This window comes from Kitasatospora sp. NPDC003701 (assembly GCF_053587085.1).
The window spans coordinates 176,860-193,549 of sequence record NZ_JBSFNM010000010.1 but is presented as its reverse complement, the minus strand read 5'-3'; the positions used below and the strand labels follow the sequence as shown (position 1 = coordinate 193,549).

Sequence of the window (16,690 nt, the reverse complement as noted above, 5' to 3'; positions counted from 1 at the left end):
CCGAGGAGCGAGCGGTGGCGTACGACTTCGACGTGCTGGTGGTGGGCGGCGGGATCGTCGGGCTCTCCACGGCGTACGCGCTGACCCGGGCCCGGCCCGGGCTGCGGCTGGCGCTGCTGGAGAAGGAGCCCGGCTTCGCCGCCCACCAGAGCGGCCGCAACAGCGGGGTCGTCCACAGCGGCGTCTACTACCGCCCGGGCTCGCTCAAGGCCCGGTACGCCGTCGCGGGCGCCGCCGAGATGGTGGAGTTCTGCCGCACCCACGCCGTCCCGTACGAGGTGACCGGCAAGCTGATCGTGGCCACCGACCGGGCCGAGCTGCCCCGGCTGCGGGCCCTCGCCGACCGCGGCCGGGAGAACGGCATCCCGGTCGCCGAGCTGGACGGCGCCGGCATCACGGCGTACGAGCCCGAGGTCACCGGCATCGCCGGGCTGCACATCGGCACCACCGGCATCTGCGACTTCCCCGCCGTGGCCGCCACCTACGCCCGGCTGGCCCGCGAGGCGGGCGCCGAGCTGCGGACCGGCACCGAGCTGCGGGCGGTCGCCCGCCGGGCCGACGGCGTGACCGTGCAGACCTCCGGCGGCGAGCTGCGCGCCCAGGTGCTGGTGAACTGCGCGGGCCTGCACAGCGACCGGATCGCCCGGCTGGCCGGTGACGACCCCGGCGTGCGGATCGTGCCGTTCCGCGGCGAGTACTACGAACTCGCCAAGGAGCGCCGGGAGCTGGTGCGCGGCCTGGTCTACCCCGTCCCCGACCCGGCCTTCCCCTTCCTCGGCGTGCACCTGACCCGGGGCATCCACGGCGACGTGCACGTCGGCCCGAACGCGGTGCCCGCGCTGGCCCGCGAGGGCTACGACTGGCGCACCGTCCGCCCGCGCGACCTGGCCGGGACGCTCGCCTTCCCCGGCACCTGGCAGATCGCCCGCCGGCACTGGCGGTACGAGCTCGGCGAGCTGCGCCGCTCGCTCTCCAAGCGGGCGTTCACCACGGCCGTCCGCCGGCTGCTGCCCGCCGTCACCGCCGAGGACCTGGTGCCGGCCACCGCCGGGGTGCGGGCCCAGGCGGTCACCCGGGACGGCGCACTGCTGGACGACTTCGCCTTCGCCGGCTTCGATCCGGACGACCCGCGCTCCACCCGCCGCCTGGTGCACGTGCTGAACGCCCCCTCCCCCGCCGCCACCGCCTCGCTGCCGATCGGCCGCGAGGTGGCCCGCCGGGCGCTGGCCGCCCTGGCGGCGGGCGGCTGATCCGGCGGGGGTCCGGGGCCCCGCGTCAGGTCCGTCACAGCCCCTGGGGCCGCGCCCGGCGGCCCCGTAGAATCGGGTGATTGTGACTGCCACCGCCCCGATCCCCCAGCAATCGCCGTCCGCCCGGCTCTCCGCCGCGCCGGCCGGCTACCCCGCGCCGATGTACCCGCACCGGGCCACCGAGGCCCAGCACAGCGAGCGGCGCATCCGCAGCTTCCAGCCGCGCCGGGGCCGGATGACCAACGCCCAGGCGGGCGCGCTGGACCGGGGCTGGGAGACGTACGGCATCGCGATCGACGGCAGCCCGCTGGACCTGGCGGAGCTGTTCGACGGCCTGCCGGTCACCCTGGAGATCGGCTTCGGGATGGGCGAGACGACCGCCGCGATGGCCGCCGCCGACCCGGCGATGGGCATCCTCGCGGCCGACGTCCACACCCCCGGCCACGGCAACCTGCTCGGCATGCTGGAGCGGGACGGCTCGCCCAACGTCCGCCCGGCCGCCGGCGACGCCGTCATCCTGCTGCGCGACATGCTGCCCGACGCCTCGCTGGCCGGCCTGCGGGTCTACTTCGCCGACCCGTGGCCCAAGCCGAAGCACCACAAGCGCCGGCTGGTCCAGGCCTCCTTCCTGGAGCTGGTGCTGCCCCGCCTGGCCTCCGGCGCCCTGGTGCACTGCGCCACCGACTGGGAGCCCTACGCCGAGCAGATGCTGGAGGTGCTCTCCGCCTCGCCCGAGCTGGAGAACCTGCACCCCGAGGGCGACGGCACCGGCTGGCTGGAGCCCGCCGACCACCCGGACGGCAGCGTCCCCGGCTACGCGCCCCGGCCCGACTGGCGGCCGGTCACCAAGTTCGAACGGGCCGGCATCGCCAAGGGCCACGTGGTGCACGACCTGCTGTTCCGCCGCCGCTGAACCGCCGCCGGGCGTTCGACCCGGCGACCCCGCGACGACCACCCGGCTCCGGCCGACCCGGCCCGCAGGAGGGGATTCGTCCCGAGTCCTCCCGGCGGGCCGGTGCCGTGGCCTACCCTGTGCCGGGTGAGCAGCCCGTCCGGCGGCGGGTACCGGGCCACCGTCCAGGCCGCCGGCGACCGAGAGATGCCCACGCGCACCGCCGGCACCCGCACCATTCCGGGGCCCAGGGGGCGCCGGGCCCATCGGCTCCTGCCCTGGCCCACCGCCCCCGCCCCGCCGGTGCCGGCCGCTCCGGGGCCGCGCCCGGCCCGCCCGCTCGCGCTCTCCTCCGTCACCGCCACCGCCGTCCTGACGCTGGCCGGCTGCGGCGTGCTGATCCTCCACCTGGTGCGCCGCCAGACCGGGACCACCGGGCTGCTGGTCGGCCTCGGCCTGGCGCTCGTCCCGCTGCCCTTCGTGCTCGGCGGCCTCGCCTGGCTCAACCAGACCGCCCGGGTGCCGCTGCGCCACATCGTGTTCTGCCTGGGCTGGGGCGCCTTCGCGGCGACCACGGTCGCGATCCTCGCCAACGGCTGGACCAGCACCTACCTGACCGCCCACCAGGGCAGCCTGGGCGAGGTGCTGGGCGCCGACCTGGTCACCCCGGTGATCGAGGAGAGCGCCAAGGGCGCCGCCCTGCTCGTCCTGCTGCTGCCGCTGGGCCCCCGGATCCGATGTCACGGCCACCGCACCGACCGCCCCTGCGCGAGCGTGCTGCGCCGGCTGCCCGGCCCCGGGCAGCCCCGCGGGTACGACCGCCGGCCGGCCCGGCCGCACGCCCGGGACCGGCTGCGGCTCCGCCCCTACCTGCGCCCGCTGCCGTACCTGCGGCCCTACCCGCCGACGCCCGACCGCCCGCGCGCCCGGGCCCGCCCGCGCACCCTGGCCGCCGGGGTCGTCCTCGGCGGGATCACCGCCTGCGGCTTCGCCTTCACCGAGAACGCGCTCTACCTGGGGCGGGCCTTCACCGACGACCAGCAGCAGCGGCTGGACAGCATCGGCCTCGGGGAGTCCCCCAGCCTGCGGGACTTCGACGGCACCGTGCAGACCTTCGTCCTGCGCGGCCTGCTCTCGCCCTTCGCCCATCCGCTGTTCACCGCGCTGACCGGGCTCGGCCTGGCCATCACCCTCACCACCGGCCGGCGCCGGCTGGCCCAGCTGGCCGCACCGGCCGGACTGCTGCTGGCGATGGCCCTGCACGGCACCTGGAACGCCGCCGCCGACCTCGGCACGCACGGCTTCCTGCTGGTGTACGCGGTGCTGATGGTGCCGTGCTTCGCCGCCCTGGTCTGCTTCGCCGCCTGGGCCAGGACGAGGACGGCGCGGCACGCCGCGCGCCGTGCGCGGGCCCCCGCCGGGGTCCGGTGAGGAACCGATTTCCCATCCGGGTGACTTCCCCGTATTGTTGTGTTCACCGACGCGGGGTGGAGCAGCTCGGTAGCTCGCTGGGCTCATAACCCAGAGGTCGCAGGTTCAAATCCTGTCCCCGCTACTCAGTAGCAGGAAGGCCCGGAGGATTCGTCCTCCGGGCCTTTCGCATGTCCGGCCCCTTTCCCTCTCCGAACCCTTTCCCTCTCCGGGCGCACCCGCTCCCGGAGCCCGCGGACCGGTCGGAGACCGCCCGGACCCCGGTCGACGACCCGCGAATTAATCCGTTGCCCTCCTTCGGGCGAGCTGCCTAAGCTGGCTGCACACTGAAGGGAGGTGATCCTGAATTGAGTTCCATCAGGATGCGTGAGGTGGCTGCTCGCTAGAGCCGCCCCTGCCTGCGCAGGACGAGGCCCAGTGCCTCCGGCAGGCGAAATCCAAGCAGTCACCCGGCCCGTGGGCTCACCGGTACATCCCCGGTGCCTCGGCGCCCGGCCCTCGCGAGGCCGGACACCGAGGAGCAGCCCACGGGCCGTCTGCTGTTCCGGGGCCGGTGCTCCGGAGCGGGCGCGGCCGCCGGCGGGGCCGGGCGGCCCGGGGCGTTTGCGTCCGGCGGCTCCGGCGCTAGAGTCGGCGCGGATTCCGGAGCGGAGCGGGACGGCCACAGGGGGTAGGCGATGGCGAGGACGCGGCGGGCCGGGGGTACGGCGGTCCTGCGAACGGCACAGCGGGGCGCGGCCGGGGGGCTGCTGGGCGTGGGGGCGCTCGGGCTGCTGCTGTTCGCCCTCGGCCGGGAGCACGTCTGGCAGGCGCTGGGCGGCGGTCTGGTGGTGGCCGGGGCCTCGGCCGTCCTCGGCGGTGCGCTCGGCTTCCTGTTCGGAGTGCCCCGGGTGCGCGGCGGCTCAGGCGGTGAGCCGCAGGGCTCGTACGCGCCGAACACCAATCTGGAGCAGGTCTCCGACTGGCTGACCAAGGTGCTGCTCGGCGTCGGGCTGACCCAGCTCGGTTCGCTCGGCGAGCGGCTGCACCAGCTCGGTGCGGCGCTGGCCCCCGCCCTGGGCGGCGAGGAGGGCGCGGCGCCCTTCGCGGCGGCGCTCGTCCTCCACTTCCTGGTGCTCGGCTTCCTGACCGGCTGGCTGGTGACGCGACTGGCCCTGCCGCAGGTGCTCTCCGACGCCGACCAGGCGCTCGACCTCTTCCTGGCCGGCCAGGACCGTGACCGCCGGGGCGACAAGGTGGGCGCGGACGACCTGCGGGTCCGGGCGATGCAGCACCTGGGCCTGCTGGGCGGCAGCGTCGACCGGGCGAACGAGCCCCGCCTGCCGTCGTCGAACGCGACGACCGGGCCGGAGAGCGTGATGGCCGAGGTCAGGTCGACGGCCCGGCGCTCGGCGCTCACGGCGGACCGGGTCCGGGAGCTGTTCGCGGACGGCTCCGAGGACCGGCGGATCCAGGCGCTCGCCCTGATGCAGGGCGATCCGGCGCTGGCCGACCTGCCGAGCGTGCTGGACGCGATCGAGCACCCGCGCTCCGGCTTCGAGCAGTACCACGCGCTGCTGGCGGCCCGGGGGCTGCTCTACCGGCTGCCGGCCGCGCAGGCGCAGCGCCTGCGCGACGCGGTGGCCGGCCGGCTGGTGGCGCCGGACGGCATCCCGTACGGCTCCGACCGGAGCTGGCTGGCGGAGAAGATCCTCTCCCGCCTGGAGACCACGGCCCCCCTCCCCGAGCGGGCCGCCCCCTCCCCGCAGGCCCCCCTCCCGCAGCAGACCGGTCCGGCCGCCGGGCCCCGGCCGGAGCCGGCCGGGCAGCAGGGCGACCAGCCGGCCGAGCAGCCGGACCGGGCGGCCACGTGAGGCCCGACCGCCGCTAGGAGGTCTCCGGCGGGGGCGGGCTCCCGCCGGCGGCCCGGCGGCGGTGGTCGGCGGCCCGCAGGACGAGCACCCGGCCGAGCCGCCCCGAGCCGGCCGGGAGCCGGCGGACCTCGCTGGCGATCCGGCGCTCCCCCAGGGCCCGGCGCAGCCCGTCGAGGTGGCGGCAGCGGCGGCCCGCGCCGTCGTTCAGGGGGTGGACGCGGACCTCGCCGTCGGGGGCGGTCACCCGGACCAGCTCGGTCAGCGCGGCCAGTTGCCGGGCGGGGCCGAAGAGTTCGGGGTAGGCGAAGACCAGGAATCCGCTCAGGGTGAGCGCGAAGGTGCCGTCCGCGAACGGCAGCCGGGGCAGTGCGGCGGCCACGTACTGCTGCGGGTGGGCGGCGCAGTCCGCCGCGAACAGCCGGCGGGCCCGGTCCCAGCTGCGCAGGTAGCGGTCGTACGGGCGGTGGTAGGAGGCCGGGAAGAGGTCGGGGCGGGTGTCCATCGCGGCGGCCATGGCGGCGCGGGCGGCCAGTGCGCGGGCCGCGAGCTCGGGGGCCGGCCAGGCGTACGCCGGGTCGGTGGCGATCACCCGGCAGCCCAGCTCGCGCGCCTCGGCAGCGAGACCGGCGGCGCCGCCCGGGCAGTCGAGCACCGGTCCGCGGAGGGCGGCGAGCCCGGCCCGGGTGAGGTCGAACAGCGCGCAGTACTCGTCCAGCGGACGGGAGGTGACCAGGACGTCGGCGGCGGGGTCGGTACGGGCGGCCATTCGGCCATCGGAACACGGGCCGGCCCCGCCCGCACCCGGAGCGTCCGGGACGGGCGGGGCCGGTAGGGCCGGTGGGGCCGGTGGGGCCGGTAGGGCGGGCGGTCAGCGGCCGAGCAGGCCCCGGACGGCGAGCCGGTTGACGTTGGTCAGTCCGCGCACCAGCTGCGGGGTGAGGAGGACGAACACGAAGCCGAGCAGCGAGATCCCGGCGATCTGCAGCGGCCCCTCGATGTAGTAGACGTGCTCGACGCCGTGGCTGTCGTAGAAGTCGAACACCTTGAAGCCCGGCCAGCCGACGTACGTCGGGTACACCCAGTGGTACAGCGGGTAGAGCGCCAGCACCCAGCCGACCAGCAGGAACGTCAGCGACATCACGAAGCTGAAGACCGCCCACGGGAACATCACCACCTGGTACAGCACGGCCTTCCAGCCCGCCGCGTCCGCCAGCCGCGCGGTGATCGCGCCCCAGGTGCCGGGCCTGCTCGCCCGGACCGGCTTCGGGCCGGGCACGTCCAGGGCCAGCATGCCGAGGGCCCGGGCCCGCTCCAGCCGCCCGAACCCCCGGGCGCCGCCGGTCAGCGCGGCCAGCACCGGCATGCCGAGGACGGTGACGAGGGTGCCGAGACCGAAGGAGAACAAGGTGACGGCGAAGGCGAACCCGGCGAGGGCGACCGGCAACCCGGTGAGGGCGAAGCCGAGCTCCCGGTAGAAGTAGGACGAGAACGGCGCCCGCCAGACGTACGGCGGCTCCTCGGTGCGCCGTACCGCGTCGTCGCGGTCGTACTCACTGCGCTGCGTGCCGATGCTGCTGCTCATGGCCCTCGGGTCCTTCTCGATGGCGTGCCGGGCTGACCTCCCAAGCCTGTCAAAGCGACGGTCGGGCGGACATCCGGCTCCCCCGCGAAGCGGGTGGGGGGTTAACCCCCGGTTCGCGGCAGCCCGCCGGGCGGCCACTCGTCGGCGAGCAGCGAGTACTGGAAGGAGTCGCGCCAGGCGCCGCGCAGCAGCACGTCGTGGCGGATCCGGCCCTCCGGCCGGAACCCGGCCCGGGTGAGCACCCGGACGGAGGCCGCGTTCTCCACGTCCACCCGGGCGGCCAGCCGGTGCAGGCCGAGCGGGCCGAAGGCGAAGTCGCAGAGCAGCCCGGTGATCTCGCCCGCGTAGCCGTTGCCCCAGGTGTCGGGGCGCAGCGCGTAGCCGAGGTCGGCGCACCGGTGGCCGCCGAGCGTGAGGGCGGCGTTGCCGATCGGCACGGCGCGGGCCGGGTCGCGGGCGTCGGCGCGGCGGGTGACGGCCAGCCGGTAGACCGTCCGCTCGCCCTGCACCGCCTCCTCCAGGTACTGCTCGATCTGGTCGGCGCAGTCCTCGCGGTCGCGCGGCTCGAACGGGAGGTAGCGGGTGGCCTCCGGGTCGCCGAACACCGCGTACAGCGCGTCGATGTCGCCGGGGGTGTGGTGGAACTCGCGGATGGCCAGGCGGGGGCCGGTGAGTCGGACGGGGACCATGCCTGCCGACCCTACCCGGGCTTTCCGGTTACCTTACGTGACATGGAAGAAGAAGACCTGCGGCTCGCCCCGCGCACCAAAGCCGCCGAACTGCTCGCCTGGGCGCTGACGCAGGGCCACCCGCCGGTGGCCGAGGCGCCGGTGCGGGCGGTGCTGGCGCTGCTGGAGCTGGGCGAGGGCAGGATGCGTGACGGCTGGCCGGAGCTGACCTCGGACGCCGTGGAGCAGCTGCTGTACGAAAGGCTCTACCTGTACGTCCAGCCCGCCCCGGAGCAGGACCCGCTGGCGTACGGCGCGGCGGTGCGGCTGCTGATCGACCACCAGCGGGCGGCGAAGCGGCTGAACGCCAAGCGGCAGGAGCGGCTGCACGCGGAGGCCGAGTGGCAGGGCGAGGTGGCCGCCGGGCTGCTGCGCCGGGCCGATCTGGTCACCTGGCCCCGGCTGTACACCCTGCTGCTGCGCGCGGACGGGGTGGACCTCGCCGACGGGGCGGCGGTCCGGGCCTGGCTGGCGGCGTTCCGGGAGCTGGCGCCGCAGGACCGGTCGGCCGCGTACGAGGCGCTGGAGTGGTCGGGCGAACTGGACGCGGTGGACGACGGGGGCTGGGGCGAGGCCCGGATGCTCAGCGTCGGGATGGCCACCGACGGCGCGCGGCGGCTGCTGGAGCAGGGGTTGATGCGGCGCAGCTACCGCAATCTGACGGAGCTGACCGCGCTGGGCCGGCCGATGCCGGAGGAGCTGGCCGGGGACTTCGGGGCGTTCGAGGAGGCCGCCGCCGAGGCGGCGCTGGACCTGGTCGGCGAGTGGACGACGCCGGGACTGCCGCGGCTGCTGGTGGAGGAGTTCCCGGAGCTCGCCCCGGAGCCGGGCCAGGAGGAGATCGACGCCTACCTGGCGCAGCTGCCCGAGGCCTACGAGGCCTACGAGGACGAGGAGGCCCAGGAGGCCTACGAGGACGACGGGGCCCAGGAGGGCGGGGCGGCCGGGGAGTCCGGCTGGGGCGCCCCCGGGGCCTGAGACGCGACGGTGCCCCGGCCGTCGTGGAGACGACCGGGGCACCGTGGCGGGCTGTCAGGGGGTGATGCCGCGCTGCTCGAACCAGGTCTCCGGGTCGACCGGGGCGCCGCCACCGGGGCGGACCTCCAGGTGCAGGTGCGGGCCGGTGACGTTGCCGGTGGCGCCGACCTTGCCGAGCTGCTGGCCGGGGACGACCTTGCCGGAGCCCTTGATGATCGAGGAGAGGTGGCAGTACCAGATCTCGGTGCCGTCGGGCAGCGTCTCGACGATCCGGTAGCCGTACGACCCGGCCCAGCCGGCCGAGGTGATGGTGCCCTGGCCGACGGCGTACACCGGGGTGCCGGTGTCGGCGGCGAAGTCCAGCCCGGTGTGCAGGTGGGCCCAGTAGGAGGCGCTCTGGCCGTAGTGGGCGGAGAGGTTGTAGTCGCGCACCGGCAGGTTGATGGCGGCGAGCTTGGCCTTCTCGGCCTCCTCGGCGGCCCGCTTGGCCTCCTGCTGCTGGGCGGCGCGCTTGGCCTCGGCCTCCTTGGCGGCCTGCACGCGGGCGCCCTCCTCGGCGGCGGTGCGCTGGCTGTCGGCCTGCAGCTGGATCCGGGCGGCGAGGGCCAGGCCGGGGTCGGCGGAGAGCGCGACCGGCGTCTCGTCCGGGGCCTCGACGGCCGGCGCGGCGGCCGGGGTGGCGGAGGCGAAACCGGTCGCGCCGAGGGTGGCGGCCACCGCGGTGACGCCGAGCAGCGGAGCGGTGCCGCGGGTCTGACGGGGCATCCGGTGCCGGTTGGCCTCGACGGCCTGCGGGCCGGCCTCGGTGCCGGCCCCGCCGTACTCGCCCGGGTGGGCGGGCGGCCAGGGGTGGTCGAGCAGCTGGGTGCCGGCGGTGGAGCCGGGCAGGTGTGCCGGAGAGTGCGACGACGCCACGGAGGCGCGCTCCTTTCCTTCCTTCGCGCCTACCGGGTTAGCTGACGGGTTCGGAGCAGGAAGGTCTCCTACGGCTGGGCCTGGGCCCGGCCGATTCACCCCAAGGAACGTGGTTCCCCGGCTCCCAGGCCTGCCCGGAGGCGGCCGGCGGGATTAGGCGACGGCGCACGGTGCCGTCTGGGTACGGCGTTTGGGACCGCGCTGCGTTATCAAACGTTAATCCTAGGAGCCTCTGATTCCAAGCCGTCCGTTCGGTACGGCCGGATACGACTCGGACACTACGCGACCGGATGGGCGATTTGGGGCGATTGGCGACAACTGACACTACCGAACGTGATTGGACGTCAACGAACGACCCCCTATCTGAGTACTCCTACTCATGTGCGGGCCGGACCGGCGCGGCCATCCTGACGCCATGAACGCACCGATGCAGTCACGTACCACGGCCGCGTACTACATCCAGGCCGTCCTCTCCTTCGCCCTCTCCGGCGGCGCCCTCGCGATCGGGATCGCCTACCTGCCGGTCGGCGGCTGGACCCGCGCCTTCCTCGGGATCGGGCTGCTCTACACCGTCACCTCCTCGTTCACGCTGGCCAAGGTGGTCCGGGACCGGCAGGAGACCAACGAGATCGTCACCCGGGTGGACCAGGCCCGGCTGGAGAAGCTGCTCGCCGAGCACGACCCGTTCAAGGTGGAGGGGATCTGAGCCGCGACGCCGGGACACCCCGGGAGCCCGCCGGCCGACCGCTTGACGGCTAAGGCTATTAGCCTTAGCTTTATGGCTATCGGCACTACCGGCCGACACCCCGTCCCGGCGGACCGAGGAGGCCCCCCATGACCGGCACCTTCACCCCCAGCACCCAGTACCTCGACCGCCCCGGCGGCCGGCTGGCCTTCGACGACACGGTGCAGGGCGGCGGCGCCCCCGTCGTCCTGCTGCCGGGGATGCTCGACAGCCGGGCCGCGTACCGGCACCTGCGCCCGCTGCTGGTGGCCGCGGGCCGCCGGGTGATCACCCTGGACCTGCGCGGCTTCGGCGAGTCCTCGATCGCCTGGGACGACTACTCCCCGGCCGCGATCGCCACCGACGTGCTCGCCCTGCTGGACCACCTCGGCATCGACCGCGCCGCGCTGGTCGGCAACTCCTACACCGGCGCGACCGTGGTCAAGGTGGCCGGGGACGCACCCGGGCGGGTCGCCGGGATCGTCCTGCTGGACGCCTTCGTCGAGAACGTGCCGCCGAACGCGCTGAACCGCGCGATGTTCGCCGTGATGGGCGCGCTGCTGGTGCACTCGCCCGCGTTCTGGGGCCTCTACCACCGCAGGATGGCCTACCCGGGCGCCAAGCCGGCCGACTTCGACGCCTACGTGGACGGGCTGGTCGCCGCGATGCGCACGCCGGGCCGCAAGCAGGCCACCCGGGGTTACGTCCGCGGGGACTCCGCTCCGACCGGCTGGACCGCCGCCGTGACCTGCCCGGCGCTGGTCGTGATGGGCGGCAAGGACCCCGACTTCTCCGACCCGGAGCTGGTCGCCGACCGGCAGGCCGCCGCGCTGAAGGCCCGCAAGGTGATGATCGAGGGCGCCGGGCACTACCCGATGGCCGACCGGCCGCAGGCCACCGCCGACGCCCTGCTGCCCTTCCTCGCCGAGCTGAGCTGAACCGAGCTGAGCCGTCACTGCCCGGGTCGACCGGGCCGAGCCCAGCGCCGCCTTCCGCCGCCACCCCGCCACCCCACGGAGACCGCACCATGCCCCGAGTCGGACTGACCCCCGAGCAGGTCGTCGACCACGCCCTCGCCCTCATCGACGAGCAGGGGCCCGACGCCCTCACCCTGGCCGCCGTCGCCGGACGCGCCGGGGTGGCCACCCCCTCGCTGTACAAGCACGTCAGCGGCGGGCTCGCCGAGCTGCGCCGGCTGGTCGCCGTCCGGGTCACCGGGGAACTGGCCGACCGGCTCGCCGAGGCCGTCCTCGGTCGAGGCGGGGACGACGCCGTCGCCGCCCTCCTGCACGCTTACCACGGGTACGCCACCGAGTACCCGCACCGGTACGCCGCGCTGCCGCAGGCCCCGCAGCCGGACGACGACCTGACCAGGGCGGCCGGCCGGCTGGTCGGGGTGATCCTCGCGGTCCTGCGCGGCTACGGGCTGGACGGCTCCGAGGCCGTCCACGCCGCCCGGACCGTCCGCTCGGTGGCCCACGGCTTCGCCTCCCTGTCGATCGGCGGCGGCTTCCAGCTCGCCGAGAACCTCGCCGACACCCAGGACCGCCTGATCACCCTGCTCACCGGCGGCCTGCGGAACTGGCCCGGGGCCTGAGCACCACCGCGTGCGGGCGCCCGGGGCGATCGCGCCACACCGGGCGCACCCGCCGCACCGGGCGGCCCCGGCCGCGGCGAACCGCCTGGTCAGGGCGGCCGCCCGGGCCGGCCCCCACGACCGGACACCGGCCCGCGTACGCCGTCCGGGTCACCCTTCACCGCTTCGAGAAATAAGGTATGAAGAATTGAGTGCCCGATAAGCGACGGAAAGGCCGGGAATCCCATGGACCTGACCTCGCCGTGGCTTCCCCCCTCCGAGGACGAGAGCCGGACGCCGCGCAGCAGCCCCACCGCGCGCAGCGCGATGCGCTGCGTCCGCTTATTGCTCGGCTGCACCACCGCCGCCGAACTCCTCGGCACCGTCCTCGCCGAGGGCCCGAGCTGGATCACCGGTGAGGGCTCCGCGCTCTACCTGCTGGACCCCGCCGGAATGCTCCGGCTCACCGCCTCGCACGGCCTGCCCGACTGGGCCCACGAGCGCTACAGCGTCGTCGATCCGGCCGGTGACCTCCCCGCCGCGATGGCCCTGCGACTGCGCCGCCCGTACCTGCTCAGCCCGGAGCGCACCAGCGTCGACTACCCCAACCGCAACGCCGGCATGGGCACCGGCATGGTCGCCCTGATCACCCTGCCGATGATCGTCGACGAGCGGCCCATCGGCGTGCTGGCCCTCGCGCTCGCCCACCGGGGCACCGTCCCCCGCCGCGACCTGGACGTCCTGGAGACGCTCGGCGACGCCTGCGCCCACCGGCTCGCCCATCTGCTCGACAGCGCCCGGGCCGGCGCCCGCCCCGCGCCCGCCGGCGGTTCCGTCGACGGCGCCGGGGCCGGGGACCGGACCGCCGACCTGGCCCATCCGATGCTCTCGCTCGCCGTCCGCTCCGCCGGGCACGGCGCCTTCGAGCGGGACCTGGTGACCGGCGAGACCTACTGGGACGCCACCGCCTACCGGGTGGTCGACCGGCCCGTACCGCCCGAGGGCGCCCCGGCCGCCGCCCCCGACCTCGACGGGCTGGTCCACCCCGAGGACCTGCCGGACGTCCAGGCCGCCCTCGCCGAGGCGCTGGCCACCGGCGGCCCGTACCGGATCGAGTACCGCGTGCCGCGCCGGGGCGGCGGCGCGATCCGGATCGAGGAGACCGGCGAGGTGATGCTGGACGTGCACCGGCGGCCGGTCCGGATCGCCGGGCTGCTCGCCGACCGGGACCGCGCCCGCGCCCCCGAGGAACAGCCGCCCGCCGGCGAGCCGGGCGACGGCGCCCCGGCGGCCGGTGCCCGCTCGGCGCTGCTGCTGGCGCTGACCCGGTCGCTGTCCCGCGCCGTCACCGTCCGGGACGTGACCACCGCGGTGACCGATGTCGCCCGGCCGGCCTTCGGAGCCGCCAGCATCGTGCTCGACCTGGTCGACGAGGGGCGGCTGCTGCCGGTCTCGCACACCGTCTACGGCGGCCCGCGCCGTACCGAGCTGACCCGGCTGGCCGACCTCTCCGAGGGCGTGATGCAGCACTCGCTGGCCCGCTCCGCGCCGCTGTTCAGCGAGCCCGGCCGGGCCCGGCGCGGCGTCGGCGGGCCGCTGACCCCGGCCGCCTGGGCGGTGCTGCCGCTGGTCGCCTCGGGCCGCCAGGTCGGCTCCTGCCTGATCACCTTCTCCACCGACCGGGCCTTCGGCCGTGAGGACCGCACCCTCTACTCCGCCTTCGCCGGCATCCTGGCGCAGTCCCTGGAACGCGCCCGGCTCTACGACACCCACCACCACCGGGCCACCGAACTCCAGCGCGCCATGCTGCCGCGCACCCTGCCGCGGCTGCCGGGGCTCGCCAGCGCCGCCCGCTACCTGCCCAGCACCGAGGGGATGCAGATCGGCGGCGACTGGTACGACCTGCTCCGGCTGCCGGACGGCCGGATCGGGCTGGTGATCGGCGACGTCCAGGGCCACAACGCCGAGGCCACCGCCGTGATGGGCCAACTGCGCAGCGGCCTGCGCGCGTACGCCACCGACGGGCACGACCCGGCCGCCACGCTGGCCCGGACCAGCCGGCTGCTGTCCGAGCTCGACACCGACCTCTTCGCCACCTGCCTCTACCTCACCCTCGACCCCGCCGACGGCACCCTGCGGGCGGCCCGGGCCGGGCATCCCTCCCCGGTCCGGATAGCGGCGGACGCCAAGGCCGTCGAGCTGGACCTGCCGGGCGGCCCGCCGCTGGGCGTGGACCCGGGGATGCCCTACCAACTGGCGGTCGGGCACCTGGCGGTGGGCGAGACGCTGCTGGTCTACACGGACGGCCTGGTGGAGGACCGCGAGGAGGACTACGACGAGTCGGTGCAGCGGATGCTCGGCGGTCTGGAGCTGTGGGCCCGGCAGACCGGCCCGGTCCGGCTCGGCCCGGCCGCGGCCCTGGAGCGGCTGGCCGACCTGCTCACCCTCAACGTGACCGAGCGCCGCTCCCGGCCGGACGACGTCGCCCTGCTGTTGCTGCACCGGAGTTCGCCGGTGCAGTGAGGAGGCCGCTCCCGCCCGGCGGCGGCGGGCAGACCCCTCCGGGCACGGGCCGGTCGGGCCCGAAGGAGGTCTGATTGACGTCGTATTGACGGGATATTGACGAGATCCGGTCACTTGGCGAGATCCGTTCACACCTTCGTAGGATCATCACCCTAGAATTCGCCGCGTGACGATGACTCAGTGGTGCGCAACGGCAACCGGCGTTCTCGCCGCCCTCGCCCTCGTGGCCGCCGCCCGCTACCGCGCGGTCTCCGTCACCCAGCGCCGCCGGGCCGACCGGCAGCAGCGCGACAACGCCCGCCTCCAGGAACGGCTCGCCACCGAACTCGCCCGCCGCGGCAGCGAGCTGGCGGCCGTCCAGCAGGAGCAGGAGCTCAACGCCTCCACCCAGCGGGCCTTCCTCAGCGTGGCCCGCCGGATCCTCGTGATGGCGCACGACCAGCAGGCCCTGCTGGACGAGATGGAACGCACCCACGACGACCCGGCGCTGCTGGAGGGCCTGCTCAAGGCGGACCACGCCGCCGCCCAACAGGCCCGCCTCGCCCAGACCCTGGCCGTCCTCTGCGGGGCCCGGGCCGGGCGGCACTGGCCCGAGCCGGTCTCCCTGGAGGACGTGGTGCGCGGCGCCCAGTCGCGCATCCTGCCCTTCCAGCGGGTGGTGGTCCGCAGCCGGATCGAGACCGCCGTGGTCGGCGCCGCCGCCGAGGCGCTCATCCACGCCGTGGCCGAACTGCTGGACAACGCGACCCGCTACTCCCCGCCCAGCACCCAGGTGTTCGTCACGCTGATGCCCGTGCACAACGGCGCCGTCGTCGAGATCGACGACGGCGGTGTCGGGATGCCCGAGCAGGCCGTCGCCAAGGCCGCCTCCGCGCTGGCCGGCGGCACCTCGCTGGAGGTCTCCCGCCTCGGCGAGGTGCCGCAGCTGGGCCTGGCCGCGGTCGGCCGGCTCGCCGAGCAGTACGGGTTCCGGGTCACCCTCAGCTCCGCGCCCTCCCCCTACGGCGGGGTGCGGGTCGTGGTGCTGCTGCCGAACGCGCTGCTCACCGAGCCGCTCCCGCCGACCGTCCCGGGCCTCGGCCCCGACGACCCGGCGTTCACGGCCGGCCCCCGCCGGGCCCCGGCCTCGCCCTACCCGGGCGGCCACCCGCTGACATCCGGCCACCCCCTGGTGGAGACCCCGCCGGCCGGCCCCACCGCTCCGCCGCCGCTGCCCCGCCGGAGCCACCGGCGCGACCGCGCCAACCGCCATGCCGCGCCGGCCGCTCCCCCGCCGGCGCCCGCCCCGCCGTACCGGTCCGCCCAGGACGCCCGGGCGTTCATGGCGATGTTCCAGGCCGGCACCGCCAACGGCCGATCGGCCGCCCGGACGCAGGCCCAGCCCCACCCTTCCCTTCCCGCTTCCCCCCAGCTCCCCCAGCGCTTCGGAGAGTTCCATGACCACCACCCCTGATCTCGGCTGGCTGCTCGCCGACATCATCTCCGTCCCCGAGGTCCAGCACGCCGTCGTGGTGTCCAACGACGGCCTGGAGATCGGCCGCAGCGCGGGCATCCTGCGCGAGGACGCCGAGCGGCTCGCCGCCGCGTGCTCGGGCCTGCAGTCGCTGGCCCGCGGCGTCGCCCAGGGCTTCGGCGGTCACGGCAGCGCCACCCGCCAGATCGTCATCGAGTACGGCGGCGGCTACCTCTTCATCGTCGCCGCCGGTGCCGGGGCCCATCTGGCCGTGGTGACCGGCGAGGCGGTGGACGCCGGCCTGGTCGCCTACCAGATGCAGGTCCTGGTCGAGCGGATCGGCAGCCATCTCACCAGCCCGCCGCGCGTCGATCACGCGGCGGGGGGCCAGCGGTGAACGGGCCGGTACGGCCCTATGTGATCACCGGTGGCCGCAGCCGGCCCACCCGTTCCGCGCTGGCCGTCGAGAGCCTGGTCAGCGCCGTGGCCGACCGGCCCGAACTGCCCGAGGACGCGCTGCTCAACCGCGAGCACCAGCGCATCCTGGACCTCTGCCGCAGCCTGCTCTCGGTCGCCGAGGTGGCCGCCTACCTCGGGCTGCCGCTCGGCGTCGTCAAGGTCCTGGTCGGCGACCTCTGGGACCTCGGCGCCGTCCAGGTGCTCCCGCCCGTCCCGCAGGCCGAGCGCCTGCCCGCAACCCTCCTGGAAGAGGTGCTCGTTGGCCTCCGCCAACTCCGCTGACCCGCGGACCGCCCGGCCCCAGTCGCCGCCGCAGCCGCACGCGC

The 16,690-nt window shown here is 75.5% G+C and carries 16 protein-coding genes, 1 tRNA gene and 1 riboswitch; of the genes, 13 read left to right on the top strand and 4 right to left on the bottom strand.

The window, feature by feature from the left end:
* Nucleotides 1-14 precede the first annotated feature (14 nt).
* The 5 genes from lhgO to ACWDRR_RS13010 all read left to right on the top strand — a co-directional run bounded on the left by lhgO (nucleotide 15) and on the right by ACWDRR_RS13010 (nucleotide 5,426).
* A complete protein-coding gene (lhgO, locus tag ACWDRR_RS13030) occupies nucleotides 15-1,250 on the top strand; it encodes an L-2-hydroxyglutarate oxidase (RefSeq protein ID WP_449772229.1) in 1,236 nt (411 codons plus the stop codon).
* Nucleotides 1,251-1,332: 82 nt separating this feature from the next.
* Nucleotides 1,333-2,163, top strand: a complete 831-nt coding sequence (trmB, locus tag ACWDRR_RS13025) for a tRNA (guanosine(46)-N7)-methyltransferase TrmB (protein WP_449772228.1) — start codon at nucleotides 1,333-1,335, stop codon at nucleotides 2,161-2,163.
* 126 nt (nucleotides 2,164-2,289) lie between these two features.
* Complete coding sequence (locus tag ACWDRR_RS13020) at nucleotides 2,290-3,573, top strand: PrsW family intramembrane metalloprotease (protein WP_449772227.1); 1,284 nt, start codon at nucleotides 2,290-2,292, stop codon at nucleotides 3,571-3,573.
* A 50-nt stretch (nucleotides 3,574-3,623) separates the two neighbouring features.
* Nucleotides 3,624-3,697: transfer RNA gene (locus ACWDRR_RS13015), tRNA-Met, on the top strand.
* 553 nt (nucleotides 3,698-4,250) lie between these two features.
* A complete protein-coding gene (locus ACWDRR_RS13010) occupies nucleotides 4,251-5,426 on the top strand; it encodes a hypothetical protein (RefSeq protein WP_449772226.1) in 1,176 nt (391 codons plus the stop codon).
* A 13-nt stretch (nucleotides 5,427-5,439) separates the two neighbouring features.
* Here the strand turns inward: ACWDRR_RS13010 and ACWDRR_RS13005 are convergent, their stop codons facing one another.
* The 3 genes from ACWDRR_RS13005 to ACWDRR_RS12995 form a co-directional block, all read right to left on the bottom strand.
* Complete coding sequence (locus tag ACWDRR_RS13005; RefSeq protein ID WP_449772225.1) at nucleotides 5,440-6,192, bottom strand: class I SAM-dependent methyltransferase; 753 nt, start codon at nucleotides 6,190-6,192, stop codon at nucleotides 5,440-5,442.
* 102 nt (nucleotides 6,193-6,294) lie between these two features.
* Nucleotides 6,295-7,008 carry a sensor domain-containing protein gene (locus tag ACWDRR_RS13000; protein WP_449772224.1) on the bottom strand — a complete coding sequence of 238 codons (714 nt, stop codon included), beginning with the start codon at nucleotides 7,006-7,008 and terminating at the stop codon, nucleotides 6,295-6,297.
* Nucleotides 7,009-7,109: 101 nt separating this feature from the next.
* A complete protein-coding gene (locus tag ACWDRR_RS12995) occupies nucleotides 7,110-7,697 on the bottom strand; it encodes a GNAT family N-acetyltransferase (protein ID WP_449772223.1) in 588 nt (195 codons plus the stop codon).
* Between the two features lie 42 nt (nucleotides 7,698-7,739).
* Between ACWDRR_RS12995 and ACWDRR_RS12990 the strand changes: the two genes are divergently transcribed.
* Nucleotides 7,740-8,714 (top strand): hypothetical protein, encoded by a 975-nt coding sequence (locus ACWDRR_RS12990; RefSeq protein ID WP_449772222.1) that lies wholly within the window; start codon nucleotides 7,740-7,742, stop codon nucleotides 8,712-8,714.
* Nucleotides 8,715-8,768: 54 nt separating this feature from the next.
* Here ACWDRR_RS12990 and ACWDRR_RS12985 read toward each other — a convergent pair whose 3' ends face one another.
* Nucleotides 8,769-9,629, bottom strand: a complete 861-nt coding sequence (locus tag ACWDRR_RS12985) for a M23 family metallopeptidase (protein WP_449772221.1) — start codon at nucleotides 9,627-9,629, stop codon at nucleotides 8,769-8,771.
* 12 nt (nucleotides 9,630-9,641) lie between these two features.
* Nucleotides 9,642-9,785: riboswitch (cyclic di-AMP (ydaO/yuaA leader) on the bottom strand.
* Between the two features lie 259 nt (nucleotides 9,786-10,044).
* Between ACWDRR_RS12985 and ACWDRR_RS12980 the strand changes: the two genes are divergently transcribed.
* The 7 genes from ACWDRR_RS12980 (at nucleotide 10,045) to ACWDRR_RS12950 (ending at nucleotide 16,646) form a co-directional block, all read left to right on the top strand.
* On the top strand, nucleotides 10,045-10,335 hold the full coding sequence (locus ACWDRR_RS12980; RefSeq protein WP_449772220.1) for a YiaA/YiaB family inner membrane protein: 291 nt from the start codon (nucleotides 10,045-10,047) through the stop codon (nucleotides 10,333-10,335).
* A gap of 128 nt (nucleotides 10,336-10,463) precedes the next feature.
* Entirely contained in the window at nucleotides 10,464-11,291 is an 828-nt protein-coding gene (locus tag ACWDRR_RS12975) for an alpha/beta fold hydrolase (protein ID WP_449772219.1), read from the top strand.
* Nucleotides 11,292-11,380: 89 nt separating this feature from the next.
* Nucleotides 11,381-11,950 carry a TetR/AcrR family transcriptional regulator gene (locus tag ACWDRR_RS12970; protein WP_449772218.1) on the top strand — a complete coding sequence of 190 codons (570 nt, stop codon included), beginning with the start codon at nucleotides 11,381-11,383 and terminating at the stop codon, nucleotides 11,948-11,950.
* Between the two features lie 225 nt (nucleotides 11,951-12,175).
* A complete protein-coding gene (locus tag ACWDRR_RS12965; protein WP_449772217.1) occupies nucleotides 12,176-14,452 on the top strand; it encodes a SpoIIE family protein phosphatase in 2,277 nt (758 codons plus the stop codon).
* A gap of 172 nt (nucleotides 14,453-14,624) precedes the next feature.
* Nucleotides 14,625-15,905: a sensor histidine kinase gene (locus tag ACWDRR_RS12960; protein WP_449772245.1), complete on the top strand. Its 1,281-nt coding sequence runs from the start codon at nucleotides 14,625-14,627 to the stop codon at nucleotides 15,903-15,905.
* The gene (locus tag ACWDRR_RS12955) at nucleotides 15,889-16,302 is read left to right on the top strand and encodes a roadblock/LC7 domain-containing protein (protein ID WP_387884190.1); all 414 of its coding nucleotides are present in this window, start codon (nucleotides 15,889-15,891) and stop codon (nucleotides 16,300-16,302) included. Before ACWDRR_RS12960 ends, ACWDRR_RS12955 begins: the two co-directional genes overlap by 17 nt.
* Nucleotides 16,299-16,646, top strand: coding sequence for a DUF742 domain-containing protein (locus tag ACWDRR_RS12950; protein ID WP_360633433.1), 348 nt, complete (start codon nucleotides 16,299-16,301; stop codon nucleotides 16,644-16,646). The genes ACWDRR_RS12955 and ACWDRR_RS12950 overlap by 4 nt, the downstream gene beginning before the upstream one ends.
* Nucleotides 16,647-16,690: the final 44 nt, after the last annotated feature.

Excerpts from the sequence above, each read along its gene's own strand:
- ACWDRR_RS13010 (WP_449772226.1), top strand. The coding sequence starts at position 4,251 with ATGGCGAGGACGCGGCGGGCCGGGGGTACGGCGGTCCTGCGAACGGCA.
- ACWDRR_RS13005 (WP_449772225.1), bottom strand. The coding sequence starts at position 6,192 with ATGGCCGCCCGTACCGACCCCGCCGCCGACGTCCTGGTCACCTCCCGT.
- ACWDRR_RS13000 (WP_449772224.1), bottom strand. The coding sequence starts at position 7,008 with ATGAGCAGCAGCATCGGCACGCAGCGCAGTGAGTACGACCGCGACGAC.
- ACWDRR_RS12995 (WP_449772223.1), bottom strand. The coding sequence starts at position 7,697 with ATGGTCCCCGTCCGACTCACCGGCCCCCGCCTGGCCATCCGCGAGTTC.
- ACWDRR_RS12990 (WP_449772222.1), top strand. The coding sequence starts at position 7,740 with ATGGAAGAAGAAGACCTGCGGCTCGCCCCGCGCACCAAAGCCGCCGAA.
- ACWDRR_RS12980 (WP_449772220.1), top strand. The coding sequence starts at position 10,045 with ATGAACGCACCGATGCAGTCACGTACCACGGCCGCGTACTACATCCAG.
- ACWDRR_RS12975 (WP_449772219.1), top strand. The coding sequence starts at position 10,464 with ATGACCGGCACCTTCACCCCCAGCACCCAGTACCTCGACCGCCCCGGC.
- ACWDRR_RS12970 (WP_449772218.1), top strand. The coding sequence starts at position 11,381 with ATGCCCCGAGTCGGACTGACCCCCGAGCAGGTCGTCGACCACGCCCTC.
- ACWDRR_RS12965 (WP_449772217.1), top strand. The coding sequence starts at position 12,176 with ATGGACCTGACCTCGCCGTGGCTTCCCCCCTCCGAGGACGAGAGCCGG.
- ACWDRR_RS12960 (WP_449772245.1), top strand. The coding sequence starts at position 14,625 with ATGACTCAGTGGTGCGCAACGGCAACCGGCGTTCTCGCCGCCCTCGCC.
- ACWDRR_RS12955 (WP_387884190.1), top strand. The coding sequence starts at position 15,889 with ATGACCACCACCCCTGATCTCGGCTGGCTGCTCGCCGACATCATCTCC.